At 58.3% G+C, this 20,248-nt stretch carries 23 protein-coding genes and 1 pseudogene; 9 read left to right on the top strand and 15 right to left on the bottom strand.

Annotated features, from left to right (window positions below; genetic code table 11):
* The 9 genes and pseudogenes from BUE21_RS15190 to BUE21_RS11685 all read right to left on the bottom strand — a co-directional run.
* Positions 1-291, bottom strand: a 291-nt coding sequence (locus BUE21_RS15190; protein ID WP_084523053.1) for an IS3 family transposase, incomplete at its 3' end; no start/stop codon positions are given.
* A 62-nt stretch (positions 292-353) separates the two neighbouring features.
* Positions 354-1,040, bottom strand: a pseudogene (locus BUE21_RS11720) (sigma-54-dependent transcriptional regulator); the annotation flags it as partial.
* On the bottom strand, positions 1,037-1,462 hold the full coding sequence (locus BUE21_RS14845) for an ATP-binding protein (protein ID WP_234971145.1): 426 nt from the start codon (positions 1,460-1,462) through the stop codon (positions 1,037-1,039). The pseudogene BUE21_RS11720 and the gene BUE21_RS14845, both read right to left, overlap by 4 nt.
* Positions 1,463-2,443: 981 nt before the next feature.
* Positions 2,444-3,520 carry a sulfate/molybdate ABC transporter ATP-binding protein gene (locus tag BUE21_RS11710; RefSeq protein ID WP_073356848.1) on the bottom strand — a complete coding sequence of 359 codons (1,077 nt, stop codon included), beginning with the start codon at positions 3,518-3,520 and terminating at the stop codon, positions 2,444-2,446.
* 64 nt (positions 3,521-3,584) lie between these two features.
* Complete coding sequence (gene cysW, locus BUE21_RS11705; RefSeq protein ID WP_143164514.1) at positions 3,585-4,484, bottom strand: sulfate ABC transporter permease subunit CysW; 900 nt, start codon at positions 4,482-4,484, stop codon at positions 3,585-3,587.
* A 48-nt stretch (positions 4,485-4,532) separates the two neighbouring features.
* Complete coding sequence (gene cysT, locus BUE21_RS11700) at positions 4,533-5,369, bottom strand: sulfate ABC transporter permease subunit CysT (protein ID WP_073356847.1); 837 nt, start codon at positions 5,367-5,369, stop codon at positions 4,533-4,535.
* Positions 5,370-5,482: 113 nt separating this feature from the next.
* Positions 5,483-6,511, bottom strand: a complete 1,029-nt coding sequence (locus BUE21_RS11695; RefSeq protein WP_073356846.1) for a sulfate ABC transporter substrate-binding protein — start codon at positions 6,509-6,511, stop codon at positions 5,483-5,485.
* Positions 6,512-6,894: 383 nt separating this feature from the next.
* The gene (gene dprA / locus BUE21_RS11690; protein ID WP_084523244.1) at positions 6,895-8,175 is read right to left on the bottom strand and encodes a DNA-processing protein DprA; all 1,281 of its coding nucleotides are present in this window, start codon (positions 8,173-8,175) and stop codon (positions 6,895-6,897) included.
* Positions 8,176-8,195: 20 nt separating this feature from the next.
* Positions 8,196-9,473, bottom strand: coding sequence for a LysM peptidoglycan-binding domain-containing protein (locus BUE21_RS11685; RefSeq protein WP_159435855.1), 1,278 nt, complete (start codon positions 9,471-9,473; stop codon positions 8,196-8,198).
* Positions 9,474-9,667: 194 nt separating this feature from the next.
* Here BUE21_RS11685 and def point away from each other — a divergent pair, with 194 nt between their 5' ends.
* The 5 genes from def (at position 9,668) to BUE21_RS11660 (ending at position 12,894) form a co-directional block, all read left to right on the top strand.
* On the top strand, positions 9,668-10,168 hold the full coding sequence (gene def, locus BUE21_RS11680; RefSeq protein ID WP_234971140.1) for a peptide deformylase: 501 nt from the start codon (positions 9,668-9,670) through the stop codon (positions 10,166-10,168).
* Between the two features lie 10 nt (positions 10,169-10,178).
* Positions 10,179-10,784, top strand: coding sequence for a hypothetical protein (locus BUE21_RS11675; RefSeq protein WP_143164513.1), 606 nt, complete (start codon positions 10,179-10,181; stop codon positions 10,782-10,784).
* A 66-nt stretch (positions 10,785-10,850) separates the two neighbouring features.
* Positions 10,851-11,825 carry a methionyl-tRNA formyltransferase gene (fmt, locus tag BUE21_RS11670; protein WP_073356842.1) on the top strand — a complete coding sequence of 325 codons (975 nt, stop codon included), beginning with the start codon at positions 10,851-10,853 and terminating at the stop codon, positions 11,823-11,825.
* Positions 11,822-12,556 (top strand): AzlC family ABC transporter permease, encoded by a 735-nt coding sequence (locus tag BUE21_RS11665; RefSeq protein WP_073356841.1) that lies wholly within the window; start codon positions 11,822-11,824, stop codon positions 12,554-12,556. Before fmt ends, BUE21_RS11665 begins: the two co-directional genes overlap by 4 nt.
* The gene (locus tag BUE21_RS11660) at positions 12,553-12,894 is read left to right on the top strand and encodes an AzlD domain-containing protein (protein ID WP_073356840.1); all 342 of its coding nucleotides are present in this window, start codon (positions 12,553-12,555) and stop codon (positions 12,892-12,894) included. Before BUE21_RS11665 ends, BUE21_RS11660 begins: the two co-directional genes overlap by 4 nt.
* A 220-nt stretch (positions 12,895-13,114) precedes the next feature.
* Here the strand turns inward: BUE21_RS11660 and ppnP are convergent, their stop codons facing one another.
* Entirely contained in the window at positions 13,115-13,432 is a 318-nt protein-coding gene (gene ppnP, locus BUE21_RS11655; protein WP_073356839.1) for a pyrimidine/purine nucleoside phosphorylase, read from the bottom strand.
* 245 nt (positions 13,433-13,677) lie between these two features.
* On the opposite strand from ppnP, the gene BUE21_RS11650 reads away from it, so the two are divergent.
* Complete coding sequence (locus BUE21_RS11650) at positions 13,678-15,147, top strand: catalase (RefSeq protein ID WP_073356838.1); 1,470 nt, start codon at positions 13,678-13,680, stop codon at positions 15,145-15,147.
* A gap of 98 nt (positions 15,148-15,245) precedes the next feature.
* Here the strand turns inward: BUE21_RS11650 and BUE21_RS11645 are convergent, their stop codons facing one another.
* From BUE21_RS11645 to msrB, 4 genes are all read right to left on the bottom strand, one after another.
* Positions 15,246-16,031 (bottom strand): peptidylprolyl isomerase, encoded by a 786-nt coding sequence (locus BUE21_RS11645; RefSeq protein WP_073356837.1) that lies wholly within the window; start codon positions 16,029-16,031, stop codon positions 15,246-15,248.
* 75 nt (positions 16,032-16,106) lie between these two features.
* A complete protein-coding gene (locus tag BUE21_RS11640; RefSeq protein ID WP_073356836.1) occupies positions 16,107-16,397 on the bottom strand; it encodes a BolA family protein in 291 nt (96 codons plus the stop codon).
* Complete coding sequence (locus BUE21_RS11635) at positions 16,394-16,957, bottom strand: septation protein A (RefSeq protein WP_073356835.1); 564 nt, start codon at positions 16,955-16,957, stop codon at positions 16,394-16,396. The genes BUE21_RS11640 and BUE21_RS11635 overlap by 4 nt, the downstream gene beginning before the upstream one ends.
* Before the next feature lie 74 nt (positions 16,958-17,031).
* Positions 17,032-17,463: a peptide-methionine (R)-S-oxide reductase MsrB gene (gene msrB / locus BUE21_RS11630; protein ID WP_073356834.1), complete on the bottom strand. Its 432-nt coding sequence runs from the start codon at positions 17,461-17,463 to the stop codon at positions 17,032-17,034.
* A gap of 128 nt (positions 17,464-17,591) precedes the next feature.
* Here msrB and BUE21_RS11625 point away from each other — a divergent pair, with 128 nt between their 5' ends.
* From BUE21_RS11625 to BUE21_RS11615, 3 genes are read left to right on the top strand one after another with little or no spacing between them, the layout of a single operon-like run.
* Positions 17,592-17,996 (top strand): polyhydroxyalkanoate granule-associated phasin, encoded by a 405-nt coding sequence (locus tag BUE21_RS11625; RefSeq protein WP_073356833.1) that lies wholly within the window; start codon positions 17,592-17,594, stop codon positions 17,994-17,996.
* 31 nt (positions 17,997-18,027) lie between these two features.
* Complete coding sequence (locus BUE21_RS11620; protein ID WP_073356832.1) at positions 18,028-18,447, top strand: bifunctional (p)ppGpp synthetase/guanosine-3',5'-bis(diphosphate) 3'-pyrophosphohydrolase; 420 nt, start codon at positions 18,028-18,030, stop codon at positions 18,445-18,447.
* A gap of 35 nt (positions 18,448-18,482) precedes the next feature.
* On the top strand, positions 18,483-19,520 hold the full coding sequence (locus tag BUE21_RS11615) for an asparaginase (protein ID WP_073356831.1): 1,038 nt from the start codon (positions 18,483-18,485) through the stop codon (positions 19,518-19,520).
* Here BUE21_RS11615 and hemG read toward each other — a convergent pair.
* On the bottom strand, positions 19,510-20,136 hold the full coding sequence (gene hemG, locus BUE21_RS11610; protein WP_084523236.1) for a menaquinone-dependent protoporphyrinogen IX dehydrogenase: 627 nt from the start codon (positions 20,134-20,136) through the stop codon (positions 19,510-19,512). The two genes, BUE21_RS11615 and hemG, sit on opposite strands and share 11 nt — an antisense overlap.
* Between the last annotated feature and the right edge of the window lie 112 nt (positions 20,137-20,248).

The following is a 20,248-nucleotide window of genomic DNA, read 5'->3' as shown; positions in this document are numbered from 1 at the left end:
GCTTTTGTGAGCAAACCAGGCTGTAGCCTTTGCCAAGATATCGCGCTCCTGCTTAACTTGCCTGAGCTCGCGCCGTAATGCGGTCAATTCTTGGCGCTCAGCGGTGCTCAACGGTGCATCTGAAGACGTATCGCCGGTTTCATCAATTTGACTCTGGCGAACCCAGGTGCCAATGCTGGTGGCGTGGCATCCAAACTCTCGGGCAAGTTCAGCATGTGTGCGACCTGCTTTGGCCAGCTCAACAATTTGACTGCGAAACTCAGGTGGATACTGCGGGCGTTTTGAAGACATGATGGACTCCTTCTTTGAGAAATATAAGGTGTCCGGTCAATGGGGGGAACTTCAATCTTGCCGATGCGCCTCTTGACTGCGCCCGTGAAAGCCCCTGCCTCACAACCAAACATCTCGGACTCAAACACTCCCTCAGGCAATCCACCGCAATTGATGGCCACAAATGGCCCACTCCGCCCACTGGCCTCATGCAAAGCTTGCGCCAGCACTTCCTTGCCTGCGCCTGTTTCGCCATATACCAGCACATCCACGGCTGCAGGCCCCAGGGTAGCGACCATCCGACGCAACTGCTGCACCTGGGGGTTGTTTCCGACAATGCCTGAACCACTATGGCGTGCCAATGCCTGTTTGAGTTGGCGCACCTCATGGGTAAGATGGCGTTTTTCCAAGGCTCGACGCACCACTTCCACGAGTTGCTCCGGTGTAAATGGTTTCTCGATGAAGTCGTAGGCTCCAGCCCTCATGGCCTGCACCGCCATGGTGATGTCTCCATGCCCTGTCACCAATATCACGGGCAACTGGTTGTCGGCATGCAGCAACTCCTGCATCAAGGCCATTCCATCCATGCCGGGCAGACGCACATCACAAACGACGGTATCTGGCTGCTCCTCCTGCAACGCAGCGCACACAGCCTCCGCGCTCTCGAAAACACGGGAGGAAAATCCGGCCAGTGCAAGGGATTGCTGGCAGGCACGGCGAACGATGGCATCATCCTCCACCAGCCAGAGCTGCGATTGGGATTGGTTCATGAAGAGGCTCTTTTCAAAGTGATTTCCAGCCAGGCTCCGGGATTGGCATTGCCTGCGTGCAGGGTACCGCCAAAACGCTCCACGATGACCCGCGAGATGAAAAGCCCCAATCCCAGCCCTTCACCTCGGCCTTTGGTGGTGAAAAAAGGTTCGAACAGGTGTTGCAGTGCCATATTGTCAAAGCCTTGACCATAATCCCGAATGCGCACCAGAAACCCGATCGCGAACACCGCAGCCGTATTCATCAACTGTGCAGTCTGGTCTCCAGCCGGAAAGAATTTGGGGGCGAAATACAATGCAAATGCTGCATACACATACCAGTCGAAATACTCAACCAGATTTCCAACAGAACCACTGAAAATGGAACGAAATCGCTGCTTGACGGTCAGGTCTGCAATGTGACGCGGCTGTTCATCCGCCATGCCAGAGGCATTATTTTTACTAATCATTTGTGTCTCCTGATGTTTATGCCAACAGGCCGTTCGCCTGGATTTTTCATGCCTTCACGCAACCACACGCGGTAAAGGCCGATGGGTGGCAGGAAATACCTGCCCCCTATCCAAAGGCAATATCCATGCCATCAGAAAACCAAATAAAGCTATGTTTTTTATAGATAAAAAATAATATCAAGAGCGAAATTCCAGAATTTCACGCATCACTGTGCGAAAAACCGCACAAACCATCCAAGGAGCGTCCGCACCGTTGCAGAGAGACAACCAGTGCAAGACCGCGCATGTAAGCTTCGCGAACAACGATGCCATACAGAAGATGCAAAAAGCCTTCGATAGTCCACCACCCTGCGGGGGCGGATGGTTCAACGGACGCCTCGCTCCAGCAAGTCATCAGATCGGAATGTCACCATACAAAGGTAGAAATAGTTTTCATTTCTTATAAAAATCATTCATGTCACCCTTACCACGAAATTCTTGGCTACCTCTCCAAAAAGTTCTTTTCCAGAGTGATTTAGCATGAAGTTATGCACAAGAACGTCCCCCTGCATCCACTGCTGCCGTCGAACTTCCGAAAATTTTATTTGGGTATCTATTTTTTATACAAAAAAACATAAATCATTGATTTAAATAAATTTAATTTATTTGCCTATGGAAAGGGCAATTTGTGTATGACATTGCTGTGTCAATGGCTTACGTACCATTCCAAAGCCTTTTCCACAAAGTTATACACAGGAACTGTGGAGTTCTCCAAAAGAATGCAATAAATCAACAGCTTATGGAAATTCAATAATTTTCTTCAAGAAATCACGAGTTGGCATTAGAATTATTGCCCCCACACCTAGCACAAACCTGCATCAGCCTGTGCCATACGGTGACACAAAAGCAAAAAATCCCTGGTGCGACGCAGCAGGGATGGCTGGAAACGAGAGGGGCTTGATGCCTGAAGATCATTCAGGTCTTGGCTGCCACTCCATCTTCCAGAAACACGCGGCTGCGCACCGGACGAATCCAGGCATCACCGCCCTGCCCCAGGTTCAACTGACGGAAATGGTGTTTGGACAGTTCGGCATGCACCACTTCTTCGCTGGAATCTGTCTGCAATTCCAAGCGCACCCGAGGGCCGACCACCGAGATCAGCTCAATCTTGGCATGCAGGCTGTCGGGCTGCTGCTCGTTGAGCACTTCGATGTCGTGGGGCCGGATGTAGGCCAGCCCCGGACTGTCTGCTTGTCCCGCGTATTCCGGGACGCTGAGCTGCACTGCGCCAATACGTGCCACGCCCTGATTGACCCGTGCCCGAAACAGGTTCACATTGCCCAGGAAGTCGAACACGAAGGGATTGGCCGGGTTGTCGTATACCTCTTCGGGATGCCCGTCCTGCTCTACCCGCCCCTTGTTCATGACGACCACGCGATCCGAGACTTCCAGTGCTTCCTCCTGATCGTGCGTCACGAAAACGCTGGTGACGTGGATTTCGTCGTGCAGGCGGCGCAACCAGCTGCGCAGTTCAGCGCGCACCTTGGCATCGAGTGCGCCAAAGGGTTCATCCAGCAGCAGCACCTTGGGTTCGACTGCCAGTGCACGCGCCAGAGCAATGCGCTGACGCTGCCCACCCGACAACTGCGAGGGCAAGCGGTTGGCCGTCCAGTCCAATTGGACCATCTCCAGCAGGTGAAAGACTTTCTTGCGGATTTCTTCCTTGCTGGGACGGGTCTTGCGGGGGCGTACGGTCAAGCCGTAGGCCACGTTCTCGAACACCGTCATGTGCTTGAACAGGGCATAGTGCTGGAATACAAAGCCCACGCCCCGGCTGCTGACGTGCTTGTCGGTGGTGTCTTCGCCGTGAAAGAGGATGCGCCCGCTGTCGGGCTGCTCCAGACCGGCAATGATGCGCAGCAGAGTGGTCTTGCCGGAGCCGGAAGGTCCGAGCAAGGCGGTCAGTTCCCCTTCGTTGAAGTGCAGGCTGACGTTGTCCACCGCGACGAAATCACCGAAACGCTTATTGACCTGGTCGATTTCAATACTCATCGTGTTCTCTTTTCAGGGGGTTGTGCAAGGTACTTACTGACATGGATGGTGTGCAGAGGATGGCTCACACGCTGTCCGGGTGACGGTTGCGCTCATCCAGCCACTCGACAAAGCTCTTGATGGCAATGGTGACCAATGCCAGCCCCGTCAGCAGCGAGGACACCGCAAAGGCGGCTGTGAACAGGTATTCGTTGTAAAGCACTTCGATGTGCAGCGGCATGGTATTGGTTTCACCGCGAATCCGGCCCGAGACCACGGCGACCGCGCCAAACTCACCCAGGGCACGCGCATTGCAGAGGATGATGCCGTAGATCAGGCCCCACTTGATGTTGGGCAGGGTGACATGCCAGAAGGTACGCCAGCCGCTGGCTCCCAGGGTGAGCGAGGCTTCCTCCTCTTCCTTGCCTTGCTGCTGCATCAGCGGAATCAGTTCGCGTGCCACAAATGGCATGGTGCCAAACAGGATGACGATGACGATGCCGGGCACGGCAAAGATGATTTTCAGGTCGTGCGCCGACAGCCATGGGCCAAACCAGCCCTGTGAGCCGAACAGAATCACGAAAATCAGCCCGACCACCACCGGCGAGATGGCAAACGGCATGTCGATGATGGAAATCAGCACCGGCTTGCCCCGAAACTCGAACTTGGCAATGGCCCATGCAGCAGCCACGCCAAAGACGGTATTGATGGGCACGACGATCAACACCACCAGCAAGGACAGCTTGATGGCTGCCAGCGCGTCTGGCTCGGTAATCGCCGCCGCCCAGACCTGCAAGCCTTGCTCGAAGGCCCCGTACAGCACCACGGCCAGAGGCAACAGCAGCATCAGGGCAAGAAACAGCAGGGCAATGCCCACCAGCGTCCAGCGCAGCCAGACGGGTTCTTCGGTGGCGCGCCGCCAGCGGGCCGCAACATCGGCACTGGAGCGTGTGGCCTGGGGAGATGGGACGACAGCCTCACTCATGGTCATTTCCTGTGGTGGCAAAGCAAAACCGGTTGTAGAACAGGGTATTCAATGGCTGCGGCGGGATGCCCACCATTGCAGCCCGTTGATGAGCAGCAACAGTGCAAAAGCGGCCAGCAGCATCACAGTGCCAATCGCGGCCGCACCGTGGTAGTCGTACTGCTCGGCTTTTGCCACGATCAGCAAGGGCGTGATTTCGGTGCGATAAGGCATGTTGCCGGAGATGAAAACCACCGAGCCATACTCCCCCACTGCCCGCGCAAATGCCAGTGCGTAGCCGGTCAGCAACGCAGGCAGCAGGGATGGCAGGATTACCCGGCGAATGGTGGTGAAGCGGCTGGCTCCGAGACTGGCGGAGGCTTCCTCGCGCTCGGCTTCCAGGTCTTCCAGCACGGGCTGCACGGTGCGCACCACAAACGGCAGGCCGATATAGGTCAGGGCCACCACCACACCCAACTGACTGTACGCGATGCGAATGCCAAAAACTTCCAGGTACTGCCCGACCCATCCCGTGGATGCGTACAGCGTCACCAGGGCGATACCGGCAACGGCAGTGGGCAGGGCAAAGGGCAAGTCCACCAGGGCATCGATCAGCTTCTTGCCAGGAAAGGCATAGCGCACCAGCACCCACGCCACCAGCGAGCCGAAGATGAGGTTGATGGTGGCTCCAGCCAGAGATGCGCCAAACGACAGCTTGTAGGACTGCACCACCTGCGGGTGGCTGATGGCGGCCCAGAAGTTTTCCCAGCTCATGAAGGAGGTGTAGAGCAGCAAGCCCGCCACCGGAATCAGGAAAATGAAGGTCAGATACAGCAGGGTAAAACCCATGGTCAGGCCGAAGCCGGGAATGACACGCTGTTTTTTCACCGTGGGCAGAAAGGACATGGAGCAACCACTCTCAAAGCCAGATCAGGGCGGGAAAGGCCGCAAGCGAGGCAATCAAGCCCTCGCTCTGGCCATCATGTTGTTGTTCTTGAATGAAAAAGAAGCAGTGCCGATTACTTGGCAGCCCGCTTGGACAGTGCTTCCAGAATCGTGTCGAACTTTCCGCCATCGTTGAAATGGGTGTTCTGGGCCTTCTCCCAGCCGCCAAACAAGTTGTCAATCGTGAAAAGTTCCACCGCAGGGAAGCGGTCTGCAAACTCCTTGGCAATGGCCGGATTGCTGGGGCGGTAGTAGTGTTTGCCTGCCAGACGTTGCGCCTCATCGCTGTAGAGGTATTCCAGATAGGCTTGCGAGACTTCGCGTGTCCCCTTGCGATCCACATTCTTGTCCACCACGGTGACAGGTGGCTCGGCCAGAATGCTGACGGAAGGCACGACAATCTCATACTGCCCCTTGCCCAGTTGCTCGACGGACAGGAAAGCCTCGTTTTCCCAGGCAATGAACACGTCACCCAGGCGACGCTGCACGAATGTGTTGGTGGCTCCACGCGCGGCCGGATCGAGCACCGGCACGTTCTGGAAGAGCTTGTTCACGAAATCAAAGGCTTTTTGCTCATCACCATTGTTCTTTTTCAGCGCGTAACCCCAGGCTGCCAGGTAGTTCCAGCGTGCCCCACCCGAAGTCTTGGGGTTGGGGGTAATCACTTCCACATCGTCGCGCACCAGATCATCCCAGTCCTTGATATTCTTGGGATTGCCCTTGCGCACCAGCAATACGATGGTAGAGGTATAGGGGGAGCTGTTGCCCGGCAGGCGAGCCTGCCAGTTTTCAGGAATCAGCTGGGCCTTCTGGCGCAGGGCATCCACGTCATAGGCCAGGGCCAGTGTCACCACATCGGCATCGAGGCCGTCGATCACGGAACGGGCCTGTGAACCGGAGCCACCATGCGACTGGCGCACAGTCACATCCTGCCCTTTGTCGGCCTTCCAGTGCTTGGCAAAGGCTGCGTTGTATTCGCGGTAGAACTCACGGGTAGGGTCGTAGGAGACGTTCAGAATCGTGGCCGATTGCGCCCATGCGGCACCAGCCAGTGCCAGCCCGATCAGACCGCCCACCAGGGATTGGCGTATGCTTTTCTTCATGTGAATGCTCCTTGTGTAGATGGCGGTGCAGGCATACGGAGAAACCGTTTCCAGGCTGCGTCTAACCTACGCACAGGCAATGCCACACCGATAAGGGCGGCATCATAGTGAGCACTCTTTATATCAACAAATAATATTTATCGATAATCTATTTATACAAAGTAATATAAAAGCGTGTAGGCAAGCTGGCCCTCACCTTAGAACGTGTTTACGATCTCGGCACGAGTGCTGTTGTGCCTCAAAAATCACAGCTGCAAGGCGAAAACCGCAGTCGGGCTGGTGGCCCGGCGAGGATTTTCAACGCCGCAGATGCGGTTTTTGAGGTGCAACCTACAGGGTATGGCGTAGCCATACAGCACCGTGCCGAGATCGTAAACACGTTCTCAGACCATGAACAGGCGTTGAAACCAGCCTCCAGGCATCCGCTGCACGTCACCTTCCAGCTCCAGTTCCAGCAACTGCGCCAGCAGCTCTGCGGCCGAGTATCCCAGCCGGGCTTCCAGTGTGTCCAGACTGACAGGCTCTGTACCCATTGCATCCAGCAGGCGAGCATGGGTCGTCTGCACACTGGATACGATGGGTGCAGGTGCTTTCACTAAAGCAGCAGATATGGGAACTGGATGATCTTTCACGGAAGAATGTGATATCTCGGGTACAGGATCGGTGCTCGCCACGGAGCCACGCAAGCCCTCCAGACGCTCAAATACCTGAGGCAATTCATCCAGAATATCCTGCACGCTTTCCACCAATCTGGCTCCCTGCTTGATCAGCCCATTGCAGCCCCGCGCGTGTACCGAATGAATGGAGCCGGGAATGGCAAACACTTCCCGCCCCTGCTCCAGTGCCAGCCTGGCAGAAATCAGCGAACCCGACTTCAGGGCCGCTTCGACCACCAGCGTGCCCTGGCAAATGCCCGTGACAATGCGGTTGCGGCGGGGAAAGTGGTGTGCCTGTGGAGCAGTGCCCAAAGGCTGCTCGCTCACCACCAGCCCGTGGCGCGCAATCGCCTGGGCCAGTGCCAGATTCTGGCGGGGATAGATGCGGTCGATGCCCGTCCCCAGCACGGCAATCGTTGGAGGAGCCAGCTCCACAGGCTGTTGCAACGCGCCCTCGTGCGCAGCGGCATCGATCCCCAGAGCCAGGCCGGAAACGACCACCATGCCCATTTGCTGCAACTGGTTGGCCATCTGGCGGGCATTGAGAATACCCTGCGGTGTAGGCGAACGGCTGCCCACCATTGCCACGGCTGCCAGCATCTGCTCATGCCAGAGTGACTGACCACAGAGCCATTGCGGTTTGCCTTGCACATACAACAGCACCGGTGGATCGGCAATTTCACGCAGGGCAGGTGGGTAGCGCGGATCGTGCAACGTCCAGATGGCGCGTGCCGTGACGGGTACGCCCTGCGCGTCGCTCTCCTGTGGTTGCTGCAACCAAATGCGGGCTTTCTCCCGCTCCTGTTCCCAGTTTGGAGGCTCCGCCTGCAAGGCACGGGCCTTGGCCAGCCCCACATGCTCGGCCAAAGCCGCGACAGGTTGCCGGAATATCTGGGCAGGAGTGCCAAAGGCCTTCAGCAGCGCAGCCGCACTGACTGCGCCGACCCCAGGCGTATGCAGCAAACGCAGCCAAGGCGCGATGTCTGCATCGAATACCCCGTCCGCCATGCGCATTCAAAAGCGAACGGTCACTGGGGCTGTGGGCTGACCAGCTTGTCACCCACACTGACACCATCTGCCACATCCATGATGAGTCCATAGGCCACGCGATCAAACACCCGGAACACCAGCAGCACACCATTGGCCTCATCAGGCAGGCGTACCTGGGCAGGTTTCTGGCTATCGGGGTCCCGCACCAGGCGACCTGCCTTCAGAATCTGAAACACATGCCCTGGCTCCACCCCTTGCTGTGCCCCCAGGTTGATGGCCACCACCTGATTCGACACCGCGTTGTTCACTGCCTGATCGGCATAGATGGAGAGCACCTTGCCAGACACCCCTTGAGGTGGCACGCGCGGCACAAAGTTGGCATATTCGGCTGATTCGGTAATCAGGCTCAGCCGGTCGCCCGTGCGTATTTCCGTCACTACACGGGTGATATCGAACTTGGCAGGCAGGTATTCCTGCACCACCTTGCCGTCTTTATCCACCCCATCTCGCCAGGATTCACCAACCGCCAGACGTGCCTGCCCGAGGTACTCGCCCTCATACCCCAGCACTTCGCCGCTGTCCGGGTCTTGCAATGGGCGAGCTTCGCGGAAAATGGAAAAATCCTGTGGCGTGCCGCTCTGCCCCGACAGTGGCAGGTTTTCGGTGCCGCGCACATAGATACTGTCGCCATTGCCCAGCACCAGCCGCTCTTCGGTGGAGGCCAGCACCACCGGCAATTGCTCCAGGTTTTCAGCCGACTGCACCACAGGGCGCACCAGGAATGGCTGAATCAGATCGCGGCGCACGGTGGGCAGAGGCACGGCATCCAGCGACTCGGCCCGGACTGTGGGCGACAGATGCACGGTATTGCCTGCTCCCGCACGCCCTCCACGGCCCGATGCAGTGCCCAGCCCGATGCGGGCACGACCGTCGCGCACATCCAGATGCAGAACCTGCCCAGGATAGATCAGGTGTGGATTGCGGATGGTGTCGCGGTTCATGCCCCAAAGCTCTGGCCAACGCCAGGGCTGGTTCAGATACAGCCCGGCAATGCGCCACAACGTATCGCCGCGCGCAACGGTATAGACCACAGGCGCATCACTGCGCACCTGGGCCACGGGCACCCCCTGCCCTGTAGATGCCAGTGCCAGGCTGCCAGAGGCCGAACCCACGGCTGTTTGCGCAGAAGCAACACCACCTATTCCAGCCGCCGCAGCCAGTACCCATGCCGCCACCAACACCTTGCGCACAAAGCCCTTTGGAGCGATCGCCGACGACGATGCAGGAACCCCTGACAGTTTTCTGGTATCCATCATGATTGAGAACATTTCTTCAAGACCGGCATCAATGCCACACACAAAGCCATAGCGCAATTCGCAATTTGTAGGCATTTGCAACAAAATCGATTGATTGTGATTGCAAGCCCCAAGCAAATCAATGATTTTTTCCGGCCACCATGCGATGCCTCATAAAAATGGCGAAAATAGCGACAGTTTACAAAATCCTGACCATGGCCATCCTGAACATTCTCCAATATCCCGACCCCCGTTTGCACAAAGTGGCCCAACCCGTGGCCGAAGTGGATGAACGCATCCGCAGCATTGCCAGTGATATGCTGGAAACCATGTACGATGCCCAAGGCGTGGGACTGGCGGCCACCCAGGTGGACGTTCACGAACGCCTGCTGGTCATGGATACGAGCGAAGAGCGCGACCAGCCGCTGGTGCTCATCAACCCCGAACTGGTCTGGGTCAGTACGGAAAAGAAAGTTGGCGATGAGGGCTGCCTGTCCGTGCCCGGCATTTACGACGGTGTGGAACGCCATGCCAGAGTGCACGTCAAGGCGCAGGATGAACACGGCACATGGCGCGTCATCGAGGCCGAAGGGCTTCAGGCCGTTTGCGTGCAGCACGAAATGGACCACCTGATGGGCAAGGTCTTTGTTGAATACCTCTCCCCCCTCAAGCGCAACCGCATCAAGACCAAAATGCTCAAGCTGCAAAAAGCCTGATTGCCACACCATGACACGCTTGCCCTGCTCACGCCGGATATCCCCTGCCGCACTGTTTGTCGGTGGGCGCAATCGCCTTTCGCTGCTGTGCCTGTGCGCCACCCTCACCCTCGCAGGCTGCGCCAGCACAGACCCTGTCGCCCGGCAGGATTTGTTGAACCAGTCGCAAGCCCAGGTGCAGCAAATACGCGGCACACCACTGGCTGTGTACGCCGTCGATGGAAAGTCGCATTGGTTTTATCCCATGGGCAGCCGGGATGACAGTGCACGCGAATTGCTGGTATTCGATGCCGCAGGCCTGCTCATTGCCCAACGCCCGGCCTGGACCCGCGAAGCCTTCACGCAAATCCAGATAGAACAGGACGGCCACCTGGAACTCCTGCAAGCCTTTGGGCCACCGCTGCGCCAGGGCGTACAACCCAGGAGCCTGCTGCGGGCAGCGGCAGAAGAAGAATCCACCACAGCCGCCGCACCACCCAATGCGCCCTACTGGCAGTATGCGTTCCGGGAACGGCACCAGGATTTCTACGTTCACATTCTGTTCAGCGACGATCGCAAAGTCAGCGAAGTGCGCATTTTTCAAGACCCGGCTGCCGATCGGCTGCTGTCGCCCTGAGTATCCAATCGCCACCACGCCATCCGTGGCGGTGTCGCTCCTTTTCCCTACCTGAAGCTACCCATCATGCGCATCGGATTTGCCGGAACCCCTGAATTCGCCCGTACTGCCCTGCAAGCCCTGCTGGACGATGGCCAGTCGGTACCGCTGGTGCTCACCCAACCCGACCGCCCGGCCGGTCGCGGCATGAAATTACAGGCATCCTCCGTCAAGCAACTGGCCGTGCAGCAAGGCATTGACGTGGCCCAGCCCACCAGCCTGCGGCTGGATGGCCGTTTCGCTGAGGAGGCCGAGTCGGCGCGCCAACAACTGGAACAGGCACAGTTGGATGTGCTGATCGTCGCCGCCTATGGCCTGCTGTTGCCGCGCTGGGTGCTGGAGCTGCCCCGCTATGGTTGCCTGAACATCCACGCCAGCCTGCTGCCCCGCTGGCGCGGTGCGGCCCCCATCCACCGTGCCATTGAGGCAGGCGATAGCTCCACCGGCATCACCATCATGCAAATGGACGAAGGGCTGGACACCGGCGACATGCTGCTGACGCAATCGCTGGACATCGCCCCCTACGACACCACCGCCAGCCTGCACGACCGGCTGGCCACGCTGGGCGGCCGCTTGATTGTGGATGCCGTGCATCAATTGCCCCATGCCACCCTCCAGCGTGTCCCCCAACCTGCCGATGGCATCAGCTACGCCCACAAAATCGGCAAGGCCGAAAGCCTGCTGGACTGGCGCGAACCCGCCGACGTACTGGAACGCCGCATCCGTGCCTTCAATCCCTTTCCCGTCGCACAGGCCAGCCTGCATGGGCAGATGCTCAAGATCTGGGCTGCCCTGGCCCTGCCCAGTGACACGGAACACACAGCCCAGCCCGGCCAGATCGTACAGGTACAAAACAACGGCATTGACGTGGCCTGCGGTGGTCAGACTGCCCTGCGCCTGACCACTCTGCAACGCCCAGGCGGTAAACGCCTGGACGTGGCCCAATGGCTGCATGGCTTTGCCGTACAGGCCGGGGAATGCTTCCAAACCCCGCAAGCATGACAAACACCGCCTTGCCGTTCTGGCGCATGCCCGGCTTCCGGCTGGGCATACGCGATCAGGGCACGGTCACGCTGGGCGTAGCAGCCTGGGGGCTGGTCACCGGCGTGGCCATGGTGAAAAGCGGCCTCTCCATTCCGCTGGCCCTGACCATGACCATGCTGGTGTATGCCGGCAGTTCGCAACTGGCAGTACTGCCATTGCTGGCCAGCGGTTCACCGTTGTGGGTCATCTGGCTGACCGGCATTTGCGTGAACCTGCGCTTCGTCATCTTCAGCAGCATGTGGCGACGGCATTTCGGCCATCTGCCACGCGGCAAGCGCGTCTGGATGGGCTATCTGACCACCGACATGATGTTCGTACTGTTCTTCAAGCGTTACGGCAATGCCGCGCCCGATGCAGAACAGCAAGGCTATTTCTGGGGTGCGGCCACTGTCTCCTGGCTGTCATGGCAGGCGGCATCGGTGCTGGGCATCTTTCTGGCGCAGATCATTCCGCTCTCGTGGGGATTGGGCTTTGCCGGCATTCTGGCGATTCTGGGCGTAGCCTTGTCGCTGCTGGTCGATCGTGCCACCTGGCTGGCCACCGTAGTGGCAGGCACTGCCGCCATTGCCGCATTCGCCCTGCCGCTGAAGTTGAACATTCTGGTGGCCATTGCCGCTGGCGTGGCCATTGGCCTGCTCTACGAAAGCATGGACAAAACCCTGAAACAGCACGGTGGGCACACCCCATGAACCTCCCAGACTGGCCCTGGACACTGGCGGCCATCATCGGCCTGGCAGTCACCACGGTACTGACGCGCAGCTTCTTCCTGTTTCCCGACCGGGAAATCCCCCTGCCCGCCTGGTTCCAGCGCGGCCTGAAATACGCACCGCTGGCCGCCCTGTCTGCGGTGATCTTCCCGGAAGTGCTGATGACTGCCCATGGGGAATGGGCAGACACTTGGCAGAATGCCCGCCTCTGGGCCATTCCAGCCGCAACCGCCTACTACTTCTACCGGCGCGGCATCCTGGGCACCATCGTCGTGGGAATGGCCGTGTACCTGCCCTTGCGCATTGGTTTGGGCTGGTAATTGCCTTTTAGGAACCGCTGAATAATTCCCCCCGGCCGCCGCATCCCCCTCTCGGGCGGTCTGCTACGTTGGCTTTTGGGGTCAATAGCACCACTATTGACCCCAAAAACCGCCTTGCAGCCCATCCCGACAGGGCGCGCGGCGACTCGGGCGGAATTAATCAGCGGTTCCTTTACTTTTCAGGGCAGAAACCCGTGCCCGATGGAACCCATCGTTCCGCTCAACCGTAGTGGCAAATGTAGTGGAAGGCTTCTGCCACGCGAATATTGAAGCGTGAATCGCCCGCAATGCTGAACGACTGCCCTGGCTCACAGGTTTGCCACGGGCCTTGCGGCTCCAGTTGATACTCACAGGCTCCGCCCACACACTCCATGCGCTCCGGTGCCGCCGTGCCAAAGCTCAACTCGGCTGCCAAAACCACTCCCACGGATTTGCGCGAGCCATCGGGCAATTGCAAATCGTGGCTGACGCATTTGCCATCAAAGTAAACATTCGCTTTGGTGGTCACGGAAGTGACCTGAAGGGTTTCGGTAGTCATGCTGTGTGTGAAGAAAGGTGAAAAATATGCCCATGTTGCCGCCAATCGCACGGCAACCCACCATTGTAATCAGGCCACCGTAGCCGCCAGAAAATGGCCTGCCAATGCTTTGCCCCGCGCAATTGCCTATTGCCAAATTAGAAAATCTCTATAGATTTAAGTATGTCGATTGCAAAAAACTAAATTACATTATCGACACGGCCCAGCCGATTGGAAAAATCAATCCCCCCACAAGGAGCCCCACGATGACCGACAAAAAGCCTTCCCGCCTCACGACCGCCGCTGGCGCGCCAGTGCCCAACAACCAGGACTCCATGACTGCCGGGCCGCGTGGCCCGATGCTCTTGCAGGATTTGTGGCACCTGGAAAAACTCGCGCACTTCAACCGCGAGGTCATTCCCGAGCGACGCATGCACGCCAAGGGTTCCGGTGCCTTCGGTACCTTCACCGTCACGCACGACATCACCCAATACACCAAGGCCCGCATTTTCTCGGAGGTGGGCAAGCAAACTGAAATGTTTGCCCGCTTCTCGACTGTGGCGGGTGAGCGCGGTGCGGCCGATGCCGAGCGCGACATTCGCGGTTTCGCACTCAAGTTCTATACCGAGGAAGGCAACTGGGATTTGGTGGGCAACAACACTCCGGTGTTCTTCTTCCGCGACCCGCTCAAGTTCCCCGACCTGAACAAGGCCGTCAAGCGCGATCCGTACACCAACCTGCGCAGTGCCGAAAACAACTGGGATTTCTGGACTGGACTGCCCGAAGCTCTGCACCAGATCACCATCGTCATGAGCGACCGGGGCATCCCCCGCTCCTATCGCCACATGCACGGCTTTGGCTCCCACACCTACAGCTTCATCAGTGCGCAGAACGAACGCTTCTGGGTCAAGTTCCACTTCCGCACTCAGCAGGGCATCGAAAACCTCAGCGATGCCCAAGCCGCCGAACTGGTCGGCAAAGACCGCGAGAGTGCCCAGCGCGATCTGCTGGAAGCCATCGACCGGGGCGAATTCCCGAAGTGGACGCTGTTCGTGCAGATCATGCCCGAAGCCGAAGCAGCGCACTACCGCTTCCACCCCTTCGACCTGACCAAGGTATGGAGCAAGAAGGACTACCCGCTCATCGAGGTAGGCGAGTTCGAGCTGAACCGCAACCCACGCAATTACTTTGCCGATGTGGAGCAGGCCTCGTTCGCGCCGTCCAACATCGTGCCGGGCATTGGCATCTCGCCCGACCGCATGCTGCAATCGCGCCTGTTCGCCTACAGCGATGCGGCCCGCTACCGCCTGGGCGTAAACCACCACCAGATTCCGGTGAACGCCCCACGCTGTCCCTACCACGCCTACCATCGCGACGGGGCCATGCGCATCGATGGCAACTACGGCACAACCATTGCCTACGAACCCAATACCAAGGGCGAATGGCAGGAACAACCCGAATACGCCGAACCCCCGCTGGCACTGCACGGCGATGCCGACCGCTGGAACTACCGCGAAGACGATGACGACTACTTCACCCAGCCCGGCGACCTGTTCCGCCTGATGACTCCGGCCCAGCAACAAGTGCTGTTCGCCAATACTGCCCGCAACATTGCCGGAGTGTCGGAGCACATTGTGCAGACACACATTGCCCACTGCACCCAGGCCGACCCAGCCTACGGCGCGGGAGTGGCCGCCGCCATTCAGGCACAGCGCGAAGGTCGCCTGCCCGACTGACGGTCACTTTTCCCCACGCAAAAGCACCGCAGAAAATGACTTCCTGCGGTGCTTTCATGAGGGACGCTGCCAGAACCAGTCTGGCATGAGCCATCCGATCAGTTGATCTTCGCGGCCTTGTAGAGCTTCTCCTGCAAATCGGCCAGCTTCTGCTCTGCCAGTGCCTGCTCAATCTGGGGCTTGACGGCATCCAGTGCAGGCGGCTTGGCCGCGCGGCTGTCCTTCAGTTGCAGCACATGCCAGCCAAACTGGGTCTGCACCGGCTCCTGCGTGAACTTGCCTTTTTCCAGCTTCACCATGGCTTCGCTGAATTCAGGCACAAAGGTCGCTGGATTGGCCCAGCCCAGATCGCCACCCCGGGTCGCAGAGCCAGGGTCCTTGGATTTTTCCTTGGCCAGGGCCTCGAACTTCTTCGGATCTTTTTTCAGCGTGGCAATGATGGCCTTGGCCTCTTCTTCGGTTTCCACCAGAATATGGGCGGTGTGGTATTCATCGCCCTTGTTGGCTTCCACAAAACGGTCGTATTCGGCCTTGATTTCGGCATCGGTCACCGGATTGGCCTTTTGCTCCTTCAGGAACAGCGCGCGAATCAGCAAGGTTTGACGTGCCAGTGCCAACTCCTGCTGGAAGTCCTTGTCTTTTTCCAGACCGTCCTTCAAGGCCGCCTGCTCATACACGGCACGGCGAATCAGCTCGTCCTTGACATGCGTTTCCAGCTCGGGGGTGCGCTCGCGGCCCGATTGCACGAACTGGCCGATGAAGTAATCGAACTGTGCCTGGGCAATGGGCTTGCCATTGACCACGGCCAGATTCTGTGCCGCAGCAGGCGCGGCGGCTCCCAGCAACGCGCTGGCAAGCAGAACAGACAGTACTTGTTTTTTCATGCTGATGATTCCCTGACTCGGGTGTTGTGAAGTGAAAAAATAATCGCAAAAGAGGATACCGACAGCGGCATCGGGTCAAGCCGCAGGCACGCCGATTTCAATGGCCAGTGCATGCAGTCCCTGCGGGAAAAAATCTTGCAGCGCATCATACACAAGCCGATGGCACTGAACGCGGCTCTTGCCCGCAAACGCAGATGATGCAATCCGTACCCGGAAATGCGTGCCCACGCCACTGGCATTGGCCCCACTGTGCCCGGCATGCTGGCCGCTTTCGTCCAGCACTTGCAGATGCGATGGAGCCAGAACCTCGCGCAAACGTTGTTCCAGCAGGTTGCTATGGAGTGTGGCAACGGCAGAATGGTTCATTGGGATGGGCCTTTTTCCTGTTCAGGGACTTCCTTGGTGCTGACATGGCGGCTGATGAACAGCATCTGCACCACCACGAACACCAGGGTGATGACCGGGCCGCCAAAGGTTTTGAAGTTCACCCAATCGGCCTCGCTGACGCTGTAGGCCACTAGGATATTGACCAGGCCCATGACCAGAAAGAAACCAATCCAGCTCCAGGTCATGCCCCGCCAGATGCGGTCTGGCATCTGAATCTGGCCACCCAGCAAGGATTTGAGTGGGTTCTTCTTCATGAACTGCATGGCCACCAGCAACGCACCCCCCATGAGCCAATTGACGATGGTGGACTTCCACATCACAAAGATATTGTCGCGCAGCACCAAGGTCAGCCCCCCGAAGAAGCCAATCAGCCCCAGGCTGATCCACTGCATTTTCTCGACTTTTCTGCCACTGAGCCTGCTTGCCAGAATCTGAATGGCGGTGGCGGCCATCGCCACGGCAGTGGCAGCATAAATCCCCCAGATGCGGTACGCAACGAAAAACAGGATAAACGGCAGAACGTCAAAAAGAAACTTCATGGTGGGGTACGGGATGGAAAAACAGCCAGCCAATGGCAGGTGGGCGCACTATACCGCTTTTGCTACCCAAACGGTTACTGAGAGCCATTCTGAGACGGGGAAGGTGCAAAGTCCATCGCCGCCGAATTGAGGCAATAGCGCAAACCCGTTTCCACCGGGCCATCAGGGAACACATGCCCCAGATGCGCACCACAACGGGCGCACAGAATCTCGGTGCGCACCATTGCATGGCTGTGGTCGGGTTTCTCGGCAATGGCTCCCGCCACCGCACGGCTGAAGCTGGGCCAGCCACAGCCGGCATCGAACTTGTCCTCGGAATGGAACAACGGTGCATCACAGCCAATGCAGTGATAGCGTCCCTGCTCCCAGAACTGGTTGTACTGGCCGGTAAAGGGTCGCTCGGTCACGGCATGGCGTGTCACCTCATAGGCCAGCGGCTGGGCATTCTTTTTCTGCCGCAGTAGCGATTGCCATTCCTCAAGGGATTTTTCAACAGGAAATTTCATGAAAGCAGTACCTTATCCATAACGAACGGAATTCCCAAGTTTGCATCGGGCTATTATCAACAATCATGGCATAACGAAATGGCAAACCATTAGAATGGATCGCCCATAAGCTTAGAAACCGAGCCACCATGAATGCCAGAACCCATCAGGAACTGCGTCGCCTCTCCAATCAGACTCGGGATTTGGCGGTTGCCGCCCCCCACGTCGTCGCCTTGCGACTGAACCAGTTTGCCGCCGCAGGCAATACTCCGAACCAACGCGATGTTGCAGAATTCACACAGATGATTGTGGAAAAGCAGACCGCGTTCTTTCAGGCATGGAGCGTGATGATGCTGCAAACCATGATTGCCCAGCAGTCCATGAGCGTGCGGCTGTGGGAATGGAGTCTCAGTCCGCTGCGAGGCAACCAGCAGGCCGCCTCCCTGGCATTGTGGAACCAGATGCAGAACTCCACCCTCACCATTGCCAACAAGAGCCTCAAGCCCATCAGCAGCAAGGCCGTGGCCAATGCGAAGCGGCTTTCCAGAAGCTGAGCATTCGTTCACCATCCGCACGGATCGTTTCATGGGCCTTCTTGAAAAAGCCATCGTGCTGGCCACGCAAGCCCATGCGGGGCAACTGGACACCGATGGCAGTCCCTACATTTTTCACCCCCTGCGTTTGATGTTGGCGGTTCATACCCCGGAGCAGCAGATGGCCGCCGTCTTGCACGACACGCTGGAACACACCCAGCTGTCAGTGCAGGACTTGGAAGGAGCAGGCTTGCCGGCATCGGTGATTGAAGCCGTACGGATTCTCACCCGACCGGAAGACGAGCCACGCATGTCGGCAGCCCGGCGCGCCATGCAGCACCCGATCGCCTATGCCGTCAAGCTGGCCGATGTGCGCGACAACATGGACATGCGGCGCATTCCCCAGCCGATGGCAGAAGACTATGAACGACAGGAAGAATACCGCCATGTTCTGCAACTGCTGACTGGCTAAATCAACCGTCAAACAGAACCTGATAGGGTATCGATGTGCGTCACAAAGCCTATCCAGTAAAGAAAATCATCACGATACTGGCTACGGGCGGAACCATTGCGGGTCTGCGCCACACGGCTGACAAGCACCACGACTTCGCCTATGAGGCGGGTGCACTCTGCATCACTGACTTGCTGCAACACCTGCCCTCAGGCTTCCACATTGAACCCCAGCACCTGTTGGCGGAACAAATCGCCCAAGTGGACAGCAAAGACATGGATGTTGCCGTCTGGAATGCGCTCGCCCGGCGTTGCCTGCACCATCTCATGGACGAGCGCATTCACGGCATCGTCATCACCCATGGCACCGACACCATGGAGGAAACGGCCTGGTTTCTGCACCGTGTGCTGCCCGCCACCCCCAAACCCGTGATTCTGGTGGGAGCCATGCGCCCGGCCGACTCCCCCCAGGCCGATGGCCCGCACAATCTGGCAGACACACTCACGCTGGCCCAAAATACACACCTCCACGGTGTCTTGCTGGCCCATGCAGGCCAGATTCATTTTCCCCAGCATGTATTCAAGGCGCATCCGTGGCGGCTGGATGCGTTCTCATCAGGCGATGCCTCGCTGGCCGGTCGGGTGACTCCCCAAGGGGTGGAACTGAACGTGCCAGATGACGGGCTTGCACTGCCGCCCACAACGATGCAACCAGCAGGTTTGCACCGGTGGTATTGCACCCATCCCGTAGCACCGGAATGCTGGCCGGATATAGCCATCATCAGCAGTCACGCCCAGGCCAGTGCCCGCATGGTACATGCACTGCAACAGGCCGGATTTGCCGGGGTGGTGGTTGCGGGCACAGGCAATGGCACCGTTCACGCCAACCTACTGGATGCCCTGCAACAGGCACAGCAGCAAGGCATGGCAGTTCGCCTGTGCAGCCGCTGCCCCGAAGGCTCGATTGCCCCGCAAGCACAGGATGCACGGCCATTCCCGGTCAGCCCGCTGTCGGCATGGAAGGCTCGCATCGATCTGGCACTGGAGCTGCTGCAAGCCCGGCACGGTTCGGCCCGGACTTCAGTCACTTCCTGAACACAGGCGCATCCACCCCGGCACCGATCTGCCGGGCGAATGCCCGCACCTGTTGCCAGTCGGTGTATTCGACTTCCCTGTCTGGACGGGTTTCTCCGCCCGTCAGCCGCATGATGAGGCGAATCATCTGCTTGTCCAGCCAACCATACAAAGGGTAGCGCAGCGCACCGGCCAACACGGCGCACCAGCGCGGCTGCCAGCCCAGCAGCATGGCCTGCGCCAGAAACTTGCGGGTATAGGAGTGATTTTGCGGCTCGCGCTTTTCAAGCTTGCGCGCGGTCAAACTCACCGAGGCAAAGGCACTGGGAACCGATGCCAGTTGTCGTGCATGTCGTTGCACAAAACCCCGCACGGCAGGGGCAAAGTGGCCATAGCGTATGGAGGCCACCAGCACCAGAGCCTGACAATCGGCAGGCCACTCCTGCTGTGCGCCCAGGGCTTGGGCACGGGCCATGTGTCCCTGCGCTTCCAGCTCCTGCACCATGGTCTGGGCAATCCGCATGGCCTGCCCGAACCGGCTGGAATACAGCACCACGATGAATTGCGGCCTGCCCTGTTCTGCTTCCAAAGGATTGGGAGCATTTTTCAGAATGGGATGAGTGTGGGGAACCGTCATGAGGATGCCATCTGGAGTAAAACTTTATAGTTGCCTGTATTGTGTCGAGTTTTTGTGCAGGGCTTCAGCAATAGTGGTGAAAAACGTTGCCGATACTACCCGAAGCCTCTTT

This window comes from Lampropedia hyalina DSM 16112, assembly GCF_900129055.1.
Taxonomy (GTDB): domain Bacteria; phylum Pseudomonadota; class Gammaproteobacteria; order Burkholderiales; family Burkholderiaceae_C; genus Lampropedia; species Lampropedia hyalina.
This window is presented reverse-complemented; position numbering and strand designations above follow the sequence as displayed.

Coding starts and splice junctions, on each gene's coding strand:
- dprA (WP_084523244.1), bottom strand. CDS start 8,175: ATGGCGGACGGGGTATTCGATGCAGACATCGCGCCTTGGCTGCGTTTG.
- BUE21_RS11645 (WP_073356837.1), bottom strand. CDS start 16,031: ATGAAAAAACAAGTACTGTCTGTTCTGCTTGCCAGCGCGTTGCTGGGA.
- BUE21_RS11675 (WP_143164513.1), top strand. CDS start 10,179: ATGACACGCTTGCCCTGCTCACGCCGGATATCCCCTGCCGCACTGTTT.
- BUE21_RS11625 (WP_073356833.1), top strand. CDS start 17,592: ATGAATGCCAGAACCCATCAGGAACTGCGTCGCCTCTCCAATCAGACT.
- BUE21_RS11665 (WP_073356841.1), top strand. CDS start 11,822: ATGACAAACACCGCCTTGCCGTTCTGGCGCATGCCCGGCTTCCGGCTG.
- BUE21_RS11685 (WP_159435855.1), bottom strand. CDS start 9,473: ATGATGGATACCAGAAAACTGTCAGGGGTTCCTGCATCGTCGTCGGCG.
- hemG (WP_084523236.1), bottom strand. CDS start 20,136: ATGACGGTTCCCCACACTCATCCCATTCTGAAAAATGCTCCCAATCCT.
- def (WP_234971140.1), top strand. CDS start 9,668: ATGGCCATCCTGAACATTCTCCAATATCCCGACCCCCGTTTGCACAAA.
- ppnP (WP_073356839.1), bottom strand. CDS start 13,432: ATGACTACCGAAACCCTTCAGGTCACTTCCGTGACCACCAAAGCGAAT.
- BUE21_RS11650 (WP_073356838.1), top strand. CDS start 13,678: ATGACCGACAAAAAGCCTTCCCGCCTCACGACCGCCGCTGGCGCGCCA.
- BUE21_RS11660 (WP_073356840.1), top strand. CDS start 12,553: ATGAACCTCCCAGACTGGCCCTGGACACTGGCGGCCATCATCGGCCTG.
- BUE21_RS11710 (WP_073356848.1), bottom strand. CDS start 3,520: ATGAGTATTGAAATCGACCAGGTCAATAAGCGTTTCGGTGATTTCGTC.
- BUE21_RS14845 (WP_234971145.1), bottom strand. CDS start 1,462: ATGGCGGATGAACAGCCGCGTCACATTGCAGACCTGACCGTCAAGCAG.
- BUE21_RS11635 (WP_073356835.1), bottom strand. CDS start 16,957: ATGAAGTTTCTTTTTGACGTTCTGCCGTTTATCCTGTTTTTCGTTGCG.
- cysW (WP_143164514.1), bottom strand. CDS start 4,484: ATGAGTGAGGCTGTCGTCCCATCTCCCCAGGCCACACGCTCCAGTGCC.
- fmt (WP_073356842.1), top strand. CDS start 10,851: ATGCGCATCGGATTTGCCGGAACCCCTGAATTCGCCCGTACTGCCCTG.
- BUE21_RS11620 (WP_073356832.1), top strand. CDS start 18,028: ATGGGCCTTCTTGAAAAAGCCATCGTGCTGGCCACGCAAGCCCATGCG.
- BUE21_RS11640 (WP_073356836.1), bottom strand. CDS start 16,397: ATGAACCATTCTGCCGTTGCCACACTCCATAGCAACCTGCTGGAACAA.
- msrB (WP_073356834.1), bottom strand. CDS start 17,463: ATGAAATTTCCTGTTGAAAAATCCCTTGAGGAATGGCAATCGCTACTG.
- cysT (WP_073356847.1), bottom strand. CDS start 5,369: ATGTCCTTTCTGCCCACGGTGAAAAAACAGCGTGTCATTCCCGGCTTC.
- BUE21_RS11695 (WP_073356846.1), bottom strand. CDS start 6,511: ATGAAGAAAAGCATACGCCAATCCCTGGTGGGCGGTCTGATCGGGCTG.